This is a genomic window from Xanthomonas sp. NCPPB 2586, from assembly GCF_041475775.2.
GTDB lineage: Bacteria > Pseudomonadota > Gammaproteobacteria > Xanthomonadales > Xanthomonadaceae > Xanthomonas > Xanthomonas campestris.
Genome location: NZ_CM192981.1, coordinates 2466406 through 2483438 on the forward strand (window position 1 = coordinate 2466406; position 17033 = coordinate 2483438).

Sequence of the window (17033 nt, forward strand, 5' to 3'; positions counted from 1 at the left end):
GGGGAGTGTGCCCGGGGCGGGGGTCGAACCCGCATAGCCTTGCGGCTGAGGGATTTTAAGTCCCTTGCGTCTACCAATTTCGCCACCCGGGCAGACCGATAGCGTGCCTGATTGCGGTGCGATTGTGAATCTCCATCGTGCGCAGACCAGCTGACCGGGCAGTTGCCGGCTGCGCTATGCTGCCGCCGCACTGGCGCGCGGTGCCGTGCCGCGCATGATCGAAGGAACCGCATGTCCCGCACCCCGCCGTTCGACCCGCTTCAGGCGCACATTGCCGTCATCGGGCTTGGCTACGTCGGCCTGCCGCTGGCCGTCGCGTTCGGTGAGCGGCGCGACACGCTGGGCTTCGATATCGATGCCCAGCGCGTGGCGCAGTTGCAGCAGGGCCACGATGCCACGCTGGAACTGGACGATGCCGAACTCGCCGCTGCAGGGCAGTTGCGCTACACCGCCGACGCTGCAGAACTTGCGGGCTGCACGATCTTCATCGTCACCGTGCCCACGCCCATCGACAGTTTCGAACAGCCGGACCTCGAACCATTGCGCAGTGCCACCGTGTTGATTGCCGCCGCACTCAAGCCAGGCGATCTGGTGATCTACGAATCGACGGTGTACCCCGGCACCACCGAAGAAGTCTGCGTGCCGCTGCTCGAAGAAGCCTCCGGGCTGCGGTTCAATGCTGATTTCTTCTGTGGCTACAGCCCCGAGCGCGTCAACCCGGGTGACCGGCAGCGGCGGCTGCGCGACATTCGCAAGATCACCTCCGGCTCCACACCTCACGCCGCCGACGCGGTGGATGCGCTCTACGCCAGCATCATCACGGCCGGCACCTGGCGCGCCGAATCGATCCGCGTGGCCGAAGCGGCCAAGGTGGTGGAGAACATCCAGCGCGACGTCAACATTGCGCTGGTCAACGAGCTGGCGCTGATCTTCGACAAGCTCGGCATCGACACGCTCGATGTGCTCGAAGCCGCCGGCACCAAGTGGAATTTCCTGCCGTTCCGGCCCGGTCTGGTCGGCGGGCATTGCATCGGTGTGGACCCGTATTACCTGCTGCACAAATCCGAGAGCGTGGGTTACCACCCGGATCTGATCCACACCGCGCGGCAGGTGAACAATCGGGTTGGCCGTCACGTGGCCGAGCGCGTCTGCAGCTTGCTCGCTGCGCAAGGGATTGCGCCATCGCAGGCGCGGGTGCTGGTGCTCGGCGCCACCTTCAAGGAGAACTGCCCGGATCTGCGCAACAGCCGTGCCCTGGAGCTGGTGCAGCTGCTGCAGGTCGCCGGTGCGCAGGTCGATACCTGCGACCCGTGGGCCGATCCCGAAGACGCGCTGCGCCACGGCGGCGTGCAGCTGTGCGAGACGCCGGAAGAGGGCGCCTACGATGCCGTGGTCCTGGCGGTGGCGCATGCGCAGTACCGCGACTACGATGCGCAGCGCATCGCCGCACTCGGCAAGCCGGGCGCGGTGTTCTATGACGTCAAATCGGTGTGGCCGCGCGCGTCGGTCAACGCTCGGCTGTAGCGCCGCGTTGCAGCCACTGCACCGCGCCCTGCGCCGCGCGCAGACCGCTGGCAAAGCACGCCGTCAGCAGATAACCGCCGGTCGGGGCTTCCCAGTCGAGCATTTCGCCGGCGCAGAACACACCCGGTTGCGCACGCGCCATCAGCTGCGCATCCAGTGCCTCCAGACGTACGCCGCCGGCCGTGCTGATCGCTTCCGCCAACGGCCGTGGCCGCAGCAAACGCAGCGGTAGCTGTTTGAGCGTCTGGGCGACGCGAATGAGGTCATCACCGGCCTGCTTGCCCAAGTGTTCGAACAGCAGCGCGGTCTTGACGCCGTCGATGCCGGTCTGGCGGCGCAAGTGCTCGCTGAAACTGCGCCCGTTGCGCGGTTTTTGCAGATCCGCCTGCAGCCGCTCCAGCGTGCGGCCGGGTACCAGGTCGAGCCAGAGCGTCGCCGTGCCGTGTGTCTGGATCTGCGTGCGCAGGTCCGCCGACAGCGCATAGATCAGGCTGCCTTCGATCCCCGTTGCGGTGATTACGCATTCGCCCTGCAGCGCCTGTGTCGCACCATCGCGCCCTTGCCACTGGGCAACTACCGCCTTCAATGGCGCACCGGCGTGGCGCTGCACGAAATGCGGCGTCCATGCGATATCGAAGCCGCAATTGGCCGGCTGCAGTGGCGCCACCGCGATGTCGCGCTGCTCAAGGAGGGGTGCCCATTGCCCATCCGATCCCAGCTGTGGCCAGCTGCCGCCACCCAGTGCCAGGATCACCGCATCGGCCGCGAATGCCTGCTCGCCGGTTGGTGTGGCGAAGCGCAGCGCACCAACGTCATCCCAGCCGAGCCAACGATGCTGCACATGGAAACTCACACCCTGTTCTTTGAGTCGTCGCACCCAGCCGCGCAGCAGTGGAGCGGCCTTGCGGTCCATCGGAAATACGCGGCCAGAACTTCCAACGTAGGTCTCCACGTCCAGGTCGCGCGCCCACGCGCGTAGTGCCTCGGCGTCGAACGCCTGCAGCCAGTGCCCAACCTCGGTGTTGCGTTCGCGATAGCGCTGTGCGAAGACAGGCGGCGGATCGGAGTGGGTCAGGTTCAAGCCGCCCTTGCCGGCGATCAGGAACTTGCGCCCGACCGACCCCTTCGCTTCATAAAGATCCACAGCAAGCCCGGCGGCGCGTGCGACCTCGGCCGCCATCAGGCCGGCCGGGCCGCCACCAATCACCGCGAGCCGCGGTGTGTTTGCATCGGTCATGAGGTGCGTGCTCAGCGCGGCTGCACGCCAAGCAGTTCGACGTCGAACACCAGCGAGGCGCCCGGCGGAATGACCCCACCGGCACCTTTGTCGCCGTAACCGAACTCCGGCGGGATCATCAAGGTCCGCTTGCCGCCGACGCGCATGCCGGCCACACCCTCATCCCAGCCGCGGATGACCTGGCGGCCACCCAGCACGAACTGGAACGGCTCGGCGCGATCCAGTGAGCTGTCGAACTTCTTGCCGTGTTTGTCGGCCGCCTTCTCGTCGTATAGCCAGCCGGTGTAGTGCACGGTGACCAACGCATTGGGCGTGGCTTCGGTGCCAGTGCCGACGGTGCGATCGATCCGCTCGAACGCGGCGATGGTGCCACCGGACGGGGGCAGGGCAGGGGCGCAGCTCGCCAGCAACAGGGCGGCGCAAAGCGTCAAAAAGAGGCGCATGGCGTGATCCACAGGAGTGAGGCGCGCATTATCGCACCTGGCTCCCGCTATCATCGCGTCATGGCAAAACTGCTGCTCAACCTACGCAATGTCCCCGACGACGAAGCTGACGACGTGCGGGCACTGATGCGCGACAACCTGGTGCAGACCTACGAAACGCGCCCCAGCAATTGGGGCATTTCCGCCGGCGGCATCTGGCTTAGCGAGGATGCGGACTATCCGCGAGCCAAGGCACTGATGGATGCGTACCAGGCCCGGCGCGGTGCTGATGCGCGTGCACAGCGGCAGCAGGCGCTGGCGTCGGGGACCGCGGAAACCTTCGGCGCGTTGTTGCGTCGGCGGCCATTGTTCGTGCTGGCCACCCTGGTCGGCATGTTGGTGATCGCCTCGCTGGTATTGCTGCCGTTCCTGTTGTTGCGCGGATAACCTGCCGCAGCGGATCGGGCTTAAAATAGCGCCATGATCACCAATACCGCTGCCTATCAGTTCGCCCCGATCCACGACCCGCAACAGCTGGCGGACAGCGTGCTGGAGCGCGCCCAGCAGCGTGCGCTGAAGGGTTCGGTGCTGGTGGCCGAAGAAGGCATCAACCTGTTTCTGGCCGGCGATGCCGAGCAGATCGCAGGCTTCTATGCCTGGCTGCATGCAGACGCGCGCTTTGCACAGATGCGCGTGAAATACAGCCATAGCGCCGAGCAACCGTTCGCGCGGCTCAAGGTCAAGGTCAAGCCGGAAATCATCAGCTTCCGCCGCGATGATGCCTCGCCGCTGCAAGGCCGCGCGCCGTCGGTCGCGCCTGCAATGCTACGGAAATGGATGCAGCAGGGGCACGACGATCACGGCCGTCCGCTGGTGCTGCTGGATACCCGCAATGCCCAGGAAGTGGCGTATGGCACGTTCCAGGGCGCACTCACGTTGCCGATCGACAAGTTCACCGAACTGCCCGAGGCATTGCAGCCGCACCGTGCAGCGCTCGCCGATGCCACGGTGGTGAGCTTCTGCACCGGCGGCATCCGCTGCGAAAAGGCTGCGCTGTGGATGCATGCCGAGGGCATGGACAACGTGCTGCAGTTGGAAGGCGGCATCCTGGGATACTTCGAGGACGTCGGTGGCGAGGGCTATGACGGCCGATGCTTCGTGTTCGATGAGCGCGTCGCCCTTGATGCGGAACTCCGTCCGTTGGTCGATGGCGCAGCGTGCGCAGACGCAGGGAAAATCTGACCGGGCACGACTGTATTGCCCGATGTCTGCAACGCGTGCGTCACGGCACGATGCTGGTCACGCGGAGCGCGGCGCAGCACGCGTTGAGCGCGGATTTGCCGGGATCTGGCGCAATACACGCGTCTAACTTCCACGTAATACGTCGCATCGAGCTTGCCCTGAATTATTCACGGAGCTAGGCTGCACCAGCCAGCCGCACAGCGAGGACTACACGGATGACAATCAGAGTTTTTCTGATCGACGATCATGCACTCGTGCGTACCGGCATGAAGATGATCCTGTCCAAGGAAGTGGACATTGAAGTGGTGGGCGAAGCAGAGAGTGGGGAAGCGGCGCTGCCGCAGATTCGCCAGCTCAAGCCGGGCATCGTGTTATGCGATCTGCACCTGCCGGGAGTCAGCGGGCTGGAGATCACCGAGCGCATCGTCAAAGGCGACTACGGCACGCGGGTCATCATTGTGTCGGTGCTGGAAGATGGCCCGCTGCCCAAGCGGCTGCTCGAAGCCGGTGCGTTCGGCTATGTCGGCAAGGGCGGCGACGCGCACGAGTTGCTGCGCGCCTTGCGTGAAGTGGCGCTGGGCCGTCGTTATCTCGGCAACACCATCGCGCAGAACCTTGCGCTGTCCAACCTGGAAGGCGGCGGTTCGCCCTTCGATGCGCTGTCGCCACGTGAGCTTGAGGTCGCGCTGCTGCTGACGCAGGGCCTACGACAGGAAGACATCGCCAAGCGCCTGAATCTCAGCGCCAAGACCATCAATACCCACAAGGCGCGCCTGTTCGAAAAGGTCGGCATTCAGGACAACATCGCCCTGGCGCGCCTGGCCAATCAATACGGCCTGACCGATCCCGCACGCACGCTGTGAACGCATGCCGCCGCTGAGGCGATGTGGTGTTGTCGGCGGTGTCTGGCTGATCAATCGAGAGGCAATTCGTGGCGCGCCACTTAGCTGGTCGCGTTGCGTTGTAACCGCGTGTCCATAGTCGGTCATTGAATAGATGGGCTGGCGCGTTTCTTGTGCTGGTGCGAGTGATAGAGCGGTGGTCGTGCTCTGCACTTAGCGTCCTGTAGCGCTGTCGTCCTTTGGGGTATCAGCGTCTGAGATCGGGAGACGCGCAGGGCTGTAAATCCGCGGAGCGACTGCTCACCGATGTGGTGACGATGCAGGTACTCGCCGATCTGATCACAGCGCTGAATTTCTGTTTGTTCGATGTGGCAACGGCGACGTGGTTTCTCGACACGCTCAAGGTGCGGTCTGATCGAAGCGGTAATGGGCAATACCTGTCGAAGTTTGAATTCGCGTACCAGGCAGCTGCAAACTCCATGCAGTTTGCGACTGTCAGTTGATGACACAAAAAAAGCGGCCCGAAGGCCGCTTTTTTTGTCGCCACCATCCGGGTTGCCCAGGACAGCGTCAGTCAAGCGTAACGATCATTGATCGCTACGCGGCTTGTTGGCATCGTCTTTCGACGCTGCGGCCTCGGTGTTGTCCTTGTCGTCCGCTGCATCAGCAGCGTCAACAGGCGATGCTGCCGGCGTGGACGCCTCCGACACGACCACCGTCGGCTGCCGTGCCTCTGCAGGTTGCTGCGCAGCCACAGGCGCCGCAGCAGCGGCCGGCGTGGAGTGCTCAGCTACCTTGGCTGCCGGAGCAGTCTCGACCTGAGCCTGCGGAGCTGCCGCTTGCGGCGATTGCGGAGCCAACGCATCGAGCAGGGTGGTCTGCACCGGCGCGTAGGGCTTGCGCGCCGGCGCCGCTGGCGCGGTGTCGGTGGCCGGCTGCGCAACCGCGGCGGTCGAGGTCACTGCGACATCCACGTCCTTGCCGGCCGTGCTGGACGGTTCGGCATGCGGTGCGGTGACCGTGACCACGGCAGCTTCGGCCGGCGCAATGGGCGCCGGCGTGACCTGCGCTGCAGGCGACGGCTCAACCGACGCTGTCGCGGCAGGCTGCGTCGGTGCTGCAGGCTGCACCGGGGAGACGGCTTCAGTCACTTCAGGACGAACGCTTTGCACCGCTGCCGGAGCCGGAGCCGCTGCCTCCGGTGCAACACGCGGGGCGTCCTGCACGGGAGCGCGCTGCTGCTCCTGTGCTGGCGCAGCCTCGATCGATGCCGAAGCGGCGTGCGGTGCTGCAGCGGGTTTCTGCGACGCTGCCTGCGAGGATTCCGCCTGCGACGAAACGGCGGCTTCGGGCGAAGCAACCGGTGCCGACTGCGCGGTGATCACCGGCTGCTGCGGGGTAGTCGATGCGCTGTCGACCGACGGTGCAGCTGACGCTGCCGTATCAGCCGGCGGCTGCGTTTCGGCTCGCTCCTTCGGCACCGGACGTGGCGTCACCGGCGTCTGCTGCTCCGGGCTGCGCTCAACCTTTGCCTGGGCCCGAGCGGGCGGGGTGCCGGCATCGTCATCGAAGTCGAACTCGGGCTGCCCGGCGCGTGGTGCGGACGACGTCGGTGCTGGCGTACCGGCATCGTCGTTGTCGCTATCCAGATCACCGTCGGCATCGCCGTCCAGATCATCGGACTCAAGGCCATCCGCTCCGGTCCCACCTTCACCCGTGGCGCCTGCACCACGACGACGGCGGCGACCACCACGACGGCCGCGACGGCGACGGCTTCCGCCCTCGCCATTGGCGCCGTCATCGCCTGCCGGTGCGTCCTGGGCATGGCCCTCGGCGGCGGCATCGGCAGTTGCCTCGGAGGCGGCGGGCGTCACCGTCACGTCGACCGGATGTGCGGCGTCGGTCTCGTGCGTTGGCACCGTCCTGGACACCGGCGCGGCGGTATCGGCAATGGCCGCTGCCACGCTTGCGGTGGTGGCGGTCGCCGCAGTCGCGGTCACGGCCTGTGCCACTGCTGCATCGTCCTGGCGTGCGGGACGCTGCTGCTTTTCAGCCGGCGCACCATCCTGATGGCGCGGAGGACGCGGCTGCTGGTTTTGCTGCTGCTTTGGCTGCTTCGGTTGCTGACCCTGCTGCGGCTGCTTGGGCGCCTGCGGCTCGTTGCGCGCTGGCTTGGCCACCTGCACTTGCTGCGGCTGCGGCTGCGGCTGGCTGCCAGTTTGCGGCGCGGTCGGCTGGCGACGCTCGTCGCGGCGCTCCTTGTTGGCGCCGTTGCCATTGCCATTGCCGCCATTGCCGCGGTGCTGACCGCCATTGCCATTGCGTGCATCGCGACCATCGCGACCATCGCGGCGTTGCCCGCCACGCTCGCCGCGATCATTGCGGTTGCCACGCGCGGCGTCGTTCTGACGCGGGCGCTGCTGCTGCGACGCTTCCGGCGCTGCCGCCGGAGCATCGACACCGCCGAAGATGCGCTTCAACCAGCCCACCACGCCGGTGACCGGTGCGGGGAGCGGCAGTGCCACCACCGGCGCCGTGGCGGGCGCCGCGGCGACCGGGGCAGGGGCCTCTTCACGCACCGGAGCCGGTTGGCTCGGCTTGATCGAAGTCACCGCCGGCGCGACCGGGATATTCAACTGGGCCTTGGTCAGCGCATGCACCGGCAACTTGCGCGGCGTGCCGCGCTGATAGCTCGGCTTGCCGCTGTCTTCGCCCAGCTCGTTCTCACGCAGGCGCGTGACTTCGTAATGCGGGGTATGCAGCTGCTCGTCGGCCACGATGATGATCGGCGACTCATGGCGCTGCTCGATCTCGCGCAATGCGCTGCGCTTTTCGTTGAGCAGGTAATTGGCGATCTCCACCGGAGCCTGTACCAGCACCTGCCCGGTGTTCTCCTTCATGGCGTGCTCCTCAGCCACGCGGATGATCGACAGCGACAGCGATTCCACGCTGCGCATACGGCCATGGCCGTCGCAACGCGGGCACACGATCTGGCTGGACTCACCCAGGCTCGGACGCAGACGCTGGCGGCTCATCTCCATCAGGCCGAAGCGCGAGATCCGGCCCAGCTGCACGCGCGCACGGTCGCACTTGAGCGCGTTCTGCAGCTTGTTTTCCACTTCGCGCTGGTGCTTGGTGGACGCCATGTCGATGAAGTCGATGACAACCAGACCGCCGAGGTCACGCAGGCGCAACTGGCGCGCCACTTCTTCGGCCGCTTCCAGATTGGTCTGGAACGCGGTTTCCTCGATGTCGCTGCCCTTGGTGGCGCGCGAGGAGTTGACGTCGACGGCGGTCAGCGCTTCGGTCTGGTCGACCACGATCGAGCCGCCCGACGGCAGGCGCACATTGCGCTCGTAGGCGCCTTCGATCTGCGACTCGATCTGGAAGCGGTTGAACAGCGGGATATCGTCGGTGTAGTGCTTGAGCTTGCGCAGGCTCTGCGGCATGACCTGCTGCATGAACTCCTGGGCGTCGGCATACAGCTCCGGCGTATCGACCAGGATTTCGCCGATGTCGGCGCGCAGGTAGTCGCGCAGGGCGCGGATGATCAGGCGCGACTCCTGGTAGATCAGGAACGCAGCCGGCTTGCTCAGCGCGGCTTCGGCAATCGCCTTCCAGGTCTGCAGCAGGTAATCCAGATCCCACTGCAGCTCTTCGGCATCGCGGCCGACGCCGGCGGTGCGGATGATCACGCCCATGTCGTCGGGGATGTCGAGCTTGTCCAGCGCGTCCTTCAGTGCGGCACGGTCCTCGCCTTCGATCCGACGCGAGACGCCACCGGCGCTCGGGGAATTGGGCATCAGCACCATGTAGCGTCCGGCGAGCGAGATGAACGTGGTCAGGGCGGCGCCCTTGTTGCCGCGCTCTTCCTTGTCGACCTGGACCACCACTTCCTGGCCCTCACGCAGCAGCTCACGGATGGTCGACTTGTTGTGGTCGACACCGGCCTGGAAGTAATCGCGGGAGATTTCCTTCAGCGGCAGGAATCCATGGCGCTCGGCGCCATAGTCCACGAACGCCGCTTCCAGCGAGGGCTCGAGCCGCGTGATGCGACCCTTGTAGATATTGGACTTCTTCTGTTCCTTGGACGGCTGTTCGATGTCGATGTCGTACAGGGTCTGGCCGTCCACAATCGCCACGCGCAGCTCTTCGGCCTGCGTTGCGTTGATCAGCATTCGCTTCATTGTTGCGTTCCTCGCGCGCTCTACCGCGCGGAACGCCGTGACGTTTCGCCTCTGGAACGGGTCGCCCGCCTTTCGCGCAACGCGCGGACAGGCCTGGCTAGGGTTTCCAGCGCTGCAACACCACGGCAGGCCGCGGGAGCGCTTCTCTTAAGTTTTTTATAGGTGTTTCAGGGCCGGCAGCTGCGTCCGGACAACCGGGACAGCGCACGGGACATGTTCAGCGCAACGGCCAAAAACCGCTGGCGATGGCCGGGTAGGCCGGTGAGCCGCTAACATGGCCGCCCCGGGGGCGGTGGTTGCGCACTGTGCCGGAATCATCGGAAGTCAGGCTTCTGGCCAATCAACTTCCAACGAAATCAAACCCTTATCTCGCTCGCCGAGTGTAACAGAATAAAGAGCCGGATGACCGACCCCCAGCCCCCCAAGCCTCCCGCCGACCGTGTGGGCGTGCGCATTCTCAAAGTTCCGGAAGACCGCACTGGGCAGCGGCTGGACAATTTCCTGCTGGGACAATTGAAGGGCGCGCCACGCAGCCTGATCTACAAGCTGGTGCGCAGCGGGCAGGTGCGCGTGAACGGCGGGCGGGCCAAGGCCGAGCGCAAGCTGGAGGGTGGGGAAGAAGTGCGCATCCCGCCGGTGCGTCTCACCGAAGAGGGCGACAAGGCCGCGCCGCCATCGGCGTTCCAGGCGCGGCTGGAAGCGGCCATCGTGTTCGAAGATGCGCGCCTGCTGGCGCTCAACAAGCCTACCGGCGTGGCCAGTCATGGCGGCAGCGGGATCAGCTTCGGGGCGATCGAGACCTTGCGCGCCTTGCGTCCGAACCAGACGCTGGAGCTGGTGCATCGCCTGGATCGCGATACATCGGGCCTATTGATCGTGGCCAAAAAGCGTTCAGCGCTGACCGAGCTGCAGGCCTTGATGCGCGAAGACGACAGGGTGGACGGGCGCAGCATCACCAAGCGCTACCTCACGCTGCTGGTAGGGCGGATGCCCGACGGGGTGATGAGTGTGGATGCGCCGCTGCACATCGGCCTGCGCCAGGGCGGCGAGCGGCATGTGCAGGTCAATGCAATCGGCAAGCCGTCGCTGAGCCACTTCCGGTTGCTGGAGCGTCGCGGCGGGCATTCCTACTGCGAGGTACGCATCGAGACCGGGCGCACCCACCAGATCCGTGTGCATGCACAGCACCTAGGTCATGCGGTTGCCGGCGACGACAAATACGGCGACCCCGAGGTGAACAAGCGCCTGCGCGACCAGGTCGGCCTGCGCCGCCTGTTCCTGCATGCCGCCTCGCTGGAGTTCGCGCTGGACAACGGCAAGACGCCGTATGTGCTCAACGCACCGTTGGCGCCGGAGTTGGCTGAGGCGCTGGATCGGCTGGGTTGAGTCGCGGCTTCGCATGAGGCGATGGTTTCCTCGCTGGCACGGGAAAGTACGCACGCGTCGTGCTTGATGCGCGGCGCGTGCGCACCCTTCGGGTTCAACGTCAGATCTTTCGCTGCCCCGGGATGGCAAACGCGGCGGCATGAAATGCTGAGGTCCATTCCCCCGCTGTCACTGAGGAACGGCTAGCAGGTCTAGCCCGGTAGCTGCCTCAGCTACCTCTGTCGTGGGTCCCTGCTAGAGCGCGCCTCGCGTGAGTTTCCGTGCGCATGTCAGGCGCGCGCCGATTTGGCTCGATATGTATCGGGCATCGCTGCATCCCTGTAACAGCAGACCAGGCAGCTGTGGGGCAGGGCAGCACTCATCAGCAGTGGCAATTGGCTGCAGGCTCAAGGTGCCGCATAACGGAACAACACCAGGCTGATCGCCAGCGTGCCCATGCCCGACACCAGGCCGTAGACCGTCTCGTGTCCTTGTGCGTAGCGCTTGGCGGCAGGCAGCAACTCGTCCAGGGCGAGGAACACCATGACCCCGGCGATCACCCCGAACACCGCTCCGAACACGGCCTCGGACAGCACGCTGGACAGGAGCAGGTAGCCGATGCCCGCGCCGATCGGCTCGGCCAGGCCGCTCAACAGGCTCGCCCCGAACGCATAGAACTTGTTGCGCGTGGCGAAATACACCGGCACGGCGATGGCAATGCCTTCGGGGATGTTGTGGATGGCGATGGCGAACGCCAGCGGCATGCCCACCGCCGGGCTTTCCAGCGTTGCGAAGAACGTGGCCAGGCCTTCGGGAAAGTTGTGCGCGGTGATGGCGACTGCCGTCAGCAGGCCCACGCGCCGGATGTAGGCGCGGTTGTCGTCGCGAAATTGCGGGTCGTCGGTGGACAGGCTTTGGTGCGGATTAGGCACCAGGCGGTCGATCACCATGATCAGCAGCATTCCGCCCAGGAAGGTCAGCGTGCCGTAGGTGAAGCCGAGCTTGTCGTTGTAGGCGTTGGAGAACGAGGCGATCGACTTGTTGAGGATCTCCGACAGCGACACGAACACCATGGCGCCGCCGGCAAATGCCAGCCCGAAGGCCAGCAGGCGCGGGTTGGGCTTCTTGGCGAAGACGACCATGAGACTGCCCAGGCCGGTCGCCAGGCCGGCGGCAAGAGTAACCGCAAGCGCGGTCCAGACATTGTGCGATGACACTTCAAGCATTGACGCAACGACCTCGTCGAAAAGAATGGCGATCCGGCGGAGTGCGTGGCGAGTTCAGCTGCGCGTGTCTGCGCTCGGCCATCCGCTGGCGCAGGATGGCCATGGCGCGATGATGGATGCGTGGTGGTCAGCCGCCGCGGCGGGCGCGCTCTTCGATGGCGAAGCATTCGTCAGGCTTGGGGACCGGCGGCTTGAAGTCCACCGGCACCTGGATGGTCTGCGGCACCGGCTGTCCATTGCGGGTGGCGGCCTTGAACTGCCACTCGCGCACGCGCGTCTGCGCCGCCTCATCCAACACCGGCTGGCCGCTGCTCTGGGCGACGGTGACATCGGTAGGGGAGCCTTGCGGGCCAACCACCACACGCAGCACCGTCTTGCCACCGATTCCTGCACAGGCCAGCTGCGGTGAGTATTCAGGCGGGGGCGTCTTCAGGGCGGCCAACTCGGTGGGAGCCACGCCGGGCGTGGCGGCCTCCTGCGATGGCTTGCCGCAGCCGACGAGGGCGCCGGCGACGCACAGGCCGGCAAGCAGGGCGCGATACTGGTTCATGCGGTGATTCCTTGATCGAAGAGCTGCGCTGCCTTGGCCGCGCAAATGAAGTCGTTCTCGCTCAGCCCGCCCACGTCATGAGTGGAATAGCGCACCACCACGCGGTCGTAATGCACGCCCAGGTCCGGATGGTGGTCTTCGCGGTGGGCGATCCAGGCCAGCGCATTGACGAAGGCGAGGGTGCGGTAATAGTCGGCGAAGCGGAATGTGCGCGTGATGGCCATGCCGGATTCGGCCAGCTCCCAGCCGGGGACCTGGGGCAACAGCTCGGCCAGGCGGGCTTCGCCCAGCTTATGGTCGCTGCCCTTGCGGGGCAGGCAATGGGCCTGTTCCAGGGGGATGAGATCGGTCATGACAGGCGGCCTCGCGAATTGGCGAACAGAAGCACCCACCAGGATCACGGTGTTCCATGAGCGGGGGCGCATTGAGCGGTAGAATAACCCGCATGATCCAGATATCCGACAAAGCCCAGACCTATTTCCGCAAGCTCATCGAGCGCGAGGGTGTGCCCGGCATGGGCGTGCGCCTGAGCGCGGTGGACGCGGGCACCCCGCGTGCAGACGCCAAACTCGAGTTCGCCGAGCCGGCCGACTTGTCCGGCGACGAATGGGCCATCGATTGCGATGGATTCACCTTGTATGTGGTGGCCGCCAGTGTGCCGTGGATGGATGGCGCCGAGATCGACTACGTCACCCAGTCCACCGGAAACCAGCAACTCACCATCAAGGCGCCCAAGATCAAGGGCGAGGCACCGGCCGAGTCGGCGTCGATGGTGGAGCGCGTGCGCTGGGTGGTAGAGAACGAGATCAACCCGCAGCTGGCCTCGCATGGCGGGCGCGTCGCGGTGCAGGAAGTCTCGGCCGAGGGCGTGGTGTTGCTGCGCTTCGGCGGCGGCTGCCACGGCTGCGGCATGGCCGATGTCACCTTGAAGCAGGGCATCGAGAAGACCTTGATGGGACGCGTGCCCGGCGTGATTGCCGTGCGTGACGCGACCGATCACGCGACCGGCGACGCGCCGTACATTCCGCGCGACAGCGCGGCCTGATTCCGCACCACCGGTGACAACCGCTGCCGGTCTCCTGCAGGCGCTGTTGGCGCGCATGCCGGGCAAGCTCATTCTGGATCGGCGGACCGGGTTGCCCTATGGCTGGGGCATCTGGATGCGGGGGCGGCTGGGTACGCCAGCACGGTTTGATGACGACCAACTGACGGACGCGCTGTTGGCGCGTCCTGCGCCGCGACCTCGAGACGGCATGGCGGGAAGACTGAGTCCGTTCCAGGCATTCCGCAGCCTGTGGTGGCAACACTGGGACCCGCGCCCGCGCGACGAGCGCCCGCTGCACTGGGGGGCTGTACTCGGCAGTGCGCTGATCCACCTGGGATTTATCGCCTTGTTGCTGTGGGTGGTCAGCGTGCGCTGGGCCCCGGACGACACCAAACAGGGCGACGAGGCGCGGGTGCGTCTGACCTATATAGGCGAGGGCGCCGCAGAGCAGGGCGGTGGCGAAGGCGAGCCGGCCGCGGACGCTGCGCCAGCCACAGCTGCATCTGGCGCTCAGCAAGCGGCGGCATCTGCGGTAGCCGCGTCGTCAGCAGCAGCGTCGCCGGCAAGCACCGCATCCACAGTGGCCGAGCCGGCGGAGCCGGCAGCCGACGTGCCGGACGTCGCGCCCGAACCTGCTGTGGCCGCTGCGGCGGAACCCAGTACGCCCGATATCCCGCAGGTCCGTGTGCAGGTGCCGCAGGTCACGCTGGAATCGCCGCTGCAGGTGACTGAAACACCGGTGCCGACCACGGATTTCGTCGTCCCGCCGCCGCCCACCATCACTGTGGCGCCACGCGCGATCGAGCCGGCTGCACCACAGGTACGCCAGCGCGAGATCCAGACGGTGACCGAGCGGCCACAGGTGCGCGAACTGCAGCAACCGACTGCCGCCGTTGCCGTGCGCGCTGCCGCGGCGCCCACCGTGCGCGAGCGCGAGATCGTCGTGCCCGAACAGGCTAGGGTCACCGCGCCCACCGTGCGTGCACGTGAGGTAGTTCCCACGGTTCGCATGCCCGAGCTGGCGGTGCGTGCCGCGGAGCTGCCAAACGTGCCGGACCCGGCGCCACAGCCAACGCCGGCGCAGACACCCCCGGCGCAACCGGCAGTCGTGCAGACGCCTTCGGCTGCGGCGGTATCCATATCGCCTGCGGCGCCGGCACCTTCCAGCGCGCCGTCACCCGCCAACCAGACCAACCAGCAGACGGCTGCGCAATCTGCGAAACCGGCGTCAGCGGCCGCTGCATCCAGCAAGCCGGCGGCCAGCAGCGGTGCCGGCCCGAAACCGGTTGATCGTAGTGGCGGATGGGATGTGGCGGCCAACGCGGACGACTGGAGCAAATCGACCCGCGACCGTCCCGGGCAGGCAACCGGTGCCGATGGCAAACGCGACGGCATGTTCAACAACGACGGCAGCGTGCGGGTTGCTGCCGGTGGCGAGGCCGGCAATGGCGCTGGCGATCGCGGCCCGCCGGGCAGCGATACCGACACCTGGACGCGTGACCAGATTGCGCAAGGCGGCACCTGGCTCAAGCGGCCGCCGTACGGTTACACGCCGACGTCGCTGGACAAGTATTGGATGCCGAACCAGACGCTGCTGCAGGAATGGGTGCGGCGCGGATTGAAGAAGATCGAAATTCCCATTCCCGGCACCACGACCAAGATCAGCTGCGTGGTGTCGTTGCTGCAATTCGGCGGCGGCTGCGGCCTGAGCGACCCGAATCTCAACGATCAACCAGCCACCGCAAGGCCGCCACCGGACGTGCCGTTCAAGCGGGAGTTGCAGGAAGGCAATGGGGCTGTGAGATAGCAGGGCTGCAAAGAATGGCTGGGATTGGCGGCCGGTGCTGCAGAACTGCTGGCAGCTCCAGAGTTAGATAAGTTGATCAGTAATCCGCATTAGCTCATCGAGCCGTCGTCGAACAAGGAGGGATCGCATGACAAGCGGAGGCCGTGAATTGGTGAAGTGGCTCGCGCTGCTGTTTATGACAGGCGACCACACCTTGAAGATTTTGCACCTGGGCTATGTGCCGGTCATTGCAGAACTGGGCCGCATGGCATTTCCATTGTTCGCACTGGTGTTTGCCTACAATTTGGCGCAGCCGGGTGCTGATGTCGCCAAGTTGATCAAACGCTTGTTCCTGTGGGGACTCGTTGCGACACCGATTGCGGCGATCGCATTCAATCGGGCACTGCCGCTCAATATTCTCTTGTCCTTCGCATTGGCAGCTGTCTGTATTCGTGCGATCGAAGAACGAAAATGGGTTGTGTTGGCGTTCTGCCTGTTGCCGGCCCCTTACCTGCTGGCGATGGCCCAGGGCAGTGTCGTTTGTTGTGCTCTTGGTGATCCCGCTAGTGCTCTTGTGCTTGGTGAACCGGACGTTGTGGCCGCTGCTTGCGCTGCCGGTCGCAAGTTTGGCTTACCTGTCATGGGCCATCCCGCGGACGGGTAGAGCGTTCTACGTCTACTACTGCGGCCATCTGGTGGCTTTGACTGGGCTGTCGTACGCAATGGTTTGAACTGATGCTCCTGCAGGCGTTGTTATGACATAATTAATGTTATGCGAACTCAGGTTTGGCAGTTGGTGGGGGATCCGGCTCGGGGGGAAATCCGCTGCGTTTCCTGGCTCCGGCGAAGGTATCCGGTCGCGCTCCCAGCGCTGCGATCAAGAGCGGCGCATCCGTGCGCCATACCCTTGAACAACTGGTCAGAAGGTCCGCGGCTTCATCCGTGGCACGTCGTTGCTGCCGCTCATCTGCTTGTCGTACACAGCATCGGCCTTGGCGGCGATGGCCTTTTCCTCTGCCTGTTGGAGCATCGACACCAGCTGTAGCTTGACCATCTCGTTCGACACCTGGGCCTGTTCGCCAGCGATGCGCGCCTGCAGCTCGGCAATGGCCTTCGGATCCGATGTGCCATTGATTTGACCGATCAAGCTCTGGATCTGATCGGCTCGCTTCATGGCGGCGTCGAAACCGGCTAGGCCTGTTGCCTTGTTCACCGCACCGAGACGTTCCTGGCGAGCGCTCACGTCGGCGTACATATCGGCGATCGAACCGCTCTTGTTCTTGTCGATGATGTCTTGGACCTTGCCGCTTATGCCCGTCACGTCCCCGCGCTGCACGGCGTCATAGAGACCTGTCCAGTCCTGCGGAAGGTACTGGCGCAGCGCCGGGTTGTTGAACAGGTCACCCAGGCCGCGCGAGCCGGTCAGAGCTTCATACTGCTGTTTGGCCTGTTCTAGCTGGTTTTTCAGCTGCGCGACCTGCTCAACGTACTTAGCGAAGTTGGCCGTCTGATTCATCTGCGTCTGTGTATTCATCGCCACATCGGTGACCGGGATTTGCGCGCCGGCACCGAACGACAGCGACAGGCCCACGACCAACGCGGCTCCT

The 17033-nt window shown here is 65.4% G+C and carries 15 protein-coding genes, 1 tRNA gene and 1 pseudogene; 9 read left to right on the plus strand and 8 right to left on the minus strand.

All coding sequences use genetic code 11. The annotated features are described in order from the left end of the window. Positions 1 to 8 precede the first annotated feature (8 nt). A tRNA-Leu gene (locus tag ACCQ09_RS10575) sits at positions 9 to 92 on the minus strand. A 139-nt stretch (positions 93 to 231) separates the two neighbouring features. Here ACCQ09_RS10575 and ACCQ09_RS10580 point away from each other — a divergent pair. Then, positions 232 to 1524, plus strand: coding sequence for a nucleotide sugar dehydrogenase (locus tag ACCQ09_RS10580; protein ID WP_012438464.1), 1293 nt, complete (start codon positions 232 to 234; stop codon positions 1522 to 1524). Here the strand turns inward: ACCQ09_RS10580 and ACCQ09_RS10585 are convergent. After that, positions 1508 to 2761, minus strand: a complete 1254-nt coding sequence (locus ACCQ09_RS10585; RefSeq protein WP_040941285.1) for a TIGR03862 family flavoprotein — start codon at positions 2759 to 2761, stop codon at positions 1508 to 1510. The two genes, ACCQ09_RS10580 and ACCQ09_RS10585, sit on opposite strands and share 17 nt — an antisense overlap. A gap of 11 nt (positions 2762 to 2772) precedes the next feature. Then, on the minus strand, positions 2773 to 3204 hold the full coding sequence (locus tag ACCQ09_RS10590) for an FKBP-type peptidyl-prolyl cis-trans isomerase (protein ID WP_016944902.1): 432 nt from the start codon (positions 3202 to 3204) through the stop codon (positions 2773 to 2775). A gap of 60 nt (positions 3205 to 3264) precedes the next feature. On the opposite strand from ACCQ09_RS10590, the gene ACCQ09_RS10595 reads away from it, so the two are divergent. From ACCQ09_RS10595 to ACCQ09_RS10610, 4 genes are all read left to right on the plus strand, one after another. Next, positions 3265 to 3630 (plus strand): DUF6164 family protein, encoded by a 366-nt coding sequence (locus ACCQ09_RS10595; RefSeq protein WP_012438461.1) that lies wholly within the window; start codon positions 3265 to 3267, stop codon positions 3628 to 3630. 33 nt (positions 3631 to 3663) lie between these two features. Next, on the plus strand, positions 3664 to 4425 hold the full coding sequence (locus ACCQ09_RS10600; RefSeq protein WP_016944903.1) for a sulfurtransferase: 762 nt from the start codon (positions 3664 to 3666) through the stop codon (positions 4423 to 4425). Between the two features lie 215 nt (positions 4426 to 4640). Further along, a complete protein-coding gene (locus tag ACCQ09_RS10605; protein ID WP_040941286.1) occupies positions 4641 to 5288 on the plus strand; it encodes a response regulator in 648 nt (215 codons plus the stop codon). A gap of 296 nt (positions 5289 to 5584) precedes the next feature. Beyond that, positions 5585 to 5770 carry a hypothetical protein gene (locus tag ACCQ09_RS10610; RefSeq protein WP_228427806.1) on the plus strand — a complete coding sequence of 62 codons (186 nt, stop codon included), beginning with the start codon at positions 5585 to 5587 and terminating at the stop codon, positions 5768 to 5770. Between the two features lie 84 nt (positions 5771 to 5854). On the opposite strand, the gene rne is transcribed toward ACCQ09_RS10610, so the two are convergent. After that, positions 5855 to 9454, minus strand: coding sequence for a ribonuclease E (gene rne / locus ACCQ09_RS10615; RefSeq protein ID WP_040941287.1), 3600 nt, complete (start codon positions 9452 to 9454; stop codon positions 5855 to 5857). Positions 9455 to 9856: 402 nt separating this feature from the next. Between rne and ACCQ09_RS10620 the strand changes: the two genes are divergently transcribed. After that, complete coding sequence (locus tag ACCQ09_RS10620; protein ID WP_011037239.1) at positions 9857 to 10840, plus strand: RluA family pseudouridine synthase; 984 nt, start codon at positions 9857 to 9859, stop codon at positions 10838 to 10840. Between the two features lie 386 nt (positions 10841 to 11226). Here the strand turns inward: ACCQ09_RS10620 and zupT are convergent, their stop codons facing one another. The 3 genes from zupT to ACCQ09_RS10635 form a co-directional block, all read right to left on the minus strand. Beyond that, positions 11227 to 12045 carry a zinc transporter ZupT gene (gene zupT / locus ACCQ09_RS10625; protein WP_011037238.1) on the minus strand — a complete coding sequence of 273 codons (819 nt, stop codon included), beginning with the start codon at positions 12043 to 12045 and terminating at the stop codon, positions 11227 to 11229. 127 nt (positions 12046 to 12172) lie between these two features. After that, the gene (locus ACCQ09_RS10630; RefSeq protein WP_012438456.1) at positions 12173 to 12595 is read right to left on the minus strand and encodes an energy transducer TonB; all 423 of its coding nucleotides are present in this window, start codon (positions 12593 to 12595) and stop codon (positions 12173 to 12175) included. Then, positions 12592 to 12948, minus strand: a complete 357-nt coding sequence (locus ACCQ09_RS10635; RefSeq protein ID WP_012438455.1) for a 4a-hydroxytetrahydrobiopterin dehydratase — start codon at positions 12946 to 12948, stop codon at positions 12592 to 12594. The genes ACCQ09_RS10630 and ACCQ09_RS10635 overlap by 4 nt, the downstream gene beginning before the upstream one ends. Before the next feature lie 92 nt (positions 12949 to 13040). Between ACCQ09_RS10635 and ACCQ09_RS10640 the strand changes: the two genes are divergently transcribed. The 3 genes and pseudogenes from ACCQ09_RS10640 to ACCQ09_RS10650 all read left to right on the plus strand — a co-directional run bounded on the left by ACCQ09_RS10640 (position 13041) and on the right by ACCQ09_RS10650 (position 16157). Next, positions 13041 to 13640 carry an NfuA family Fe-S biogenesis protein gene (locus tag ACCQ09_RS10640; RefSeq protein WP_014507816.1) on the plus strand — a complete coding sequence of 200 codons (600 nt, stop codon included), beginning with the start codon at positions 13041 to 13043 and terminating at the stop codon, positions 13638 to 13640. A 13-nt stretch (positions 13641 to 13653) separates the two neighbouring features. Further along, positions 13654 to 15447: a hypothetical protein gene (locus tag ACCQ09_RS10645; protein WP_040941288.1), complete on the plus strand. Its 1794-nt coding sequence runs from the start codon at positions 13654 to 13656 to the stop codon at positions 15445 to 15447. 127 nt (positions 15448 to 15574) lie between these two features. Continuing rightward, positions 15575 to 16157 (plus strand): annotated as a pseudogene (locus ACCQ09_RS10650) (TraX family protein). A 188-nt stretch (positions 16158 to 16345) separates the two neighbouring features. Here ACCQ09_RS10650 and virB5 read toward each other — a convergent pair. After that, positions 16346 to 17023: a P-type DNA transfer protein VirB5 gene (virB5, locus tag ACCQ09_RS10655; RefSeq protein ID WP_017116416.1), complete on the minus strand. Its 678-nt coding sequence runs from the start codon at positions 17021 to 17023 to the stop codon at positions 16346 to 16348. Positions 17024 to 17033 lie beyond the last annotated feature (10 nt).

What these genes read in the sequence shown, in the direction of transcription:
- ACCQ09_RS10620 (WP_011037239.1), top strand. Translation starts at nt 9,857, where the DNA reads ATGACCGACCCCCAGCCCCCCAAGCCTCCCGCCGACCGTGTGGGCGTG.
- ACCQ09_RS10630 (WP_012438456.1), bottom strand. Translation starts at nt 12,595, where the DNA reads ATGAACCAGTATCGCGCCCTGCTTGCCGGCCTGTGCGTCGCCGGCGCC.
- ACCQ09_RS10605 (WP_040941286.1), top strand. Translation starts at nt 4,641, where the DNA reads ATGACAATCAGAGTTTTTCTGATCGACGATCATGCACTCGTGCGTACC.
- ACCQ09_RS10640 (WP_014507816.1), top strand. Translation starts at nt 13,041, where the DNA reads ATGATCCAGATATCCGACAAAGCCCAGACCTATTTCCGCAAGCTCATC.
- zupT (WP_011037238.1), bottom strand. Translation starts at nt 12,045, where the DNA reads ATGCTTGAAGTGTCATCGCACAATGTCTGGACCGCGCTTGCGGTTACT.
- ACCQ09_RS10600 (WP_016944903.1), top strand. Translation starts at nt 3,664, where the DNA reads ATGATCACCAATACCGCTGCCTATCAGTTCGCCCCGATCCACGACCCG.
- ACCQ09_RS10610 (WP_228427806.1), top strand. Translation starts at nt 5,585, where the DNA reads ATGCAGGTACTCGCCGATCTGATCACAGCGCTGAATTTCTGTTTGTTC.
- ACCQ09_RS10635 (WP_012438455.1), bottom strand. Translation starts at nt 12,948, where the DNA reads ATGACCGATCTCATCCCCCTGGAACAGGCCCATTGCCTGCCCCGCAAG.
- rne (WP_040941287.1), bottom strand. Translation starts at nt 9,454, where the DNA reads ATGAAGCGAATGCTGATCAACGCAACGCAGGCCGAAGAGCTGCGCGTG.
- ACCQ09_RS10585 (WP_040941285.1), bottom strand. Translation starts at nt 2,761, where the DNA reads ATGACCGATGCAAACACACCGCGGCTCGCGGTGATTGGTGGCGGCCCG.
- ACCQ09_RS10595 (WP_012438461.1), top strand. Translation starts at nt 3,265, where the DNA reads ATGGCAAAACTGCTGCTCAACCTACGCAATGTCCCCGACGACGAAGCT.
- ACCQ09_RS10590 (WP_016944902.1), bottom strand. Translation starts at nt 3,204, where the DNA reads ATGCGCCTCTTTTTGACGCTTTGCGCCGCCCTGTTGCTGGCGAGCTGC.
- ACCQ09_RS10580 (WP_012438464.1), top strand. Translation starts at nt 232, where the DNA reads ATGTCCCGCACCCCGCCGTTCGACCCGCTTCAGGCGCACATTGCCGTC.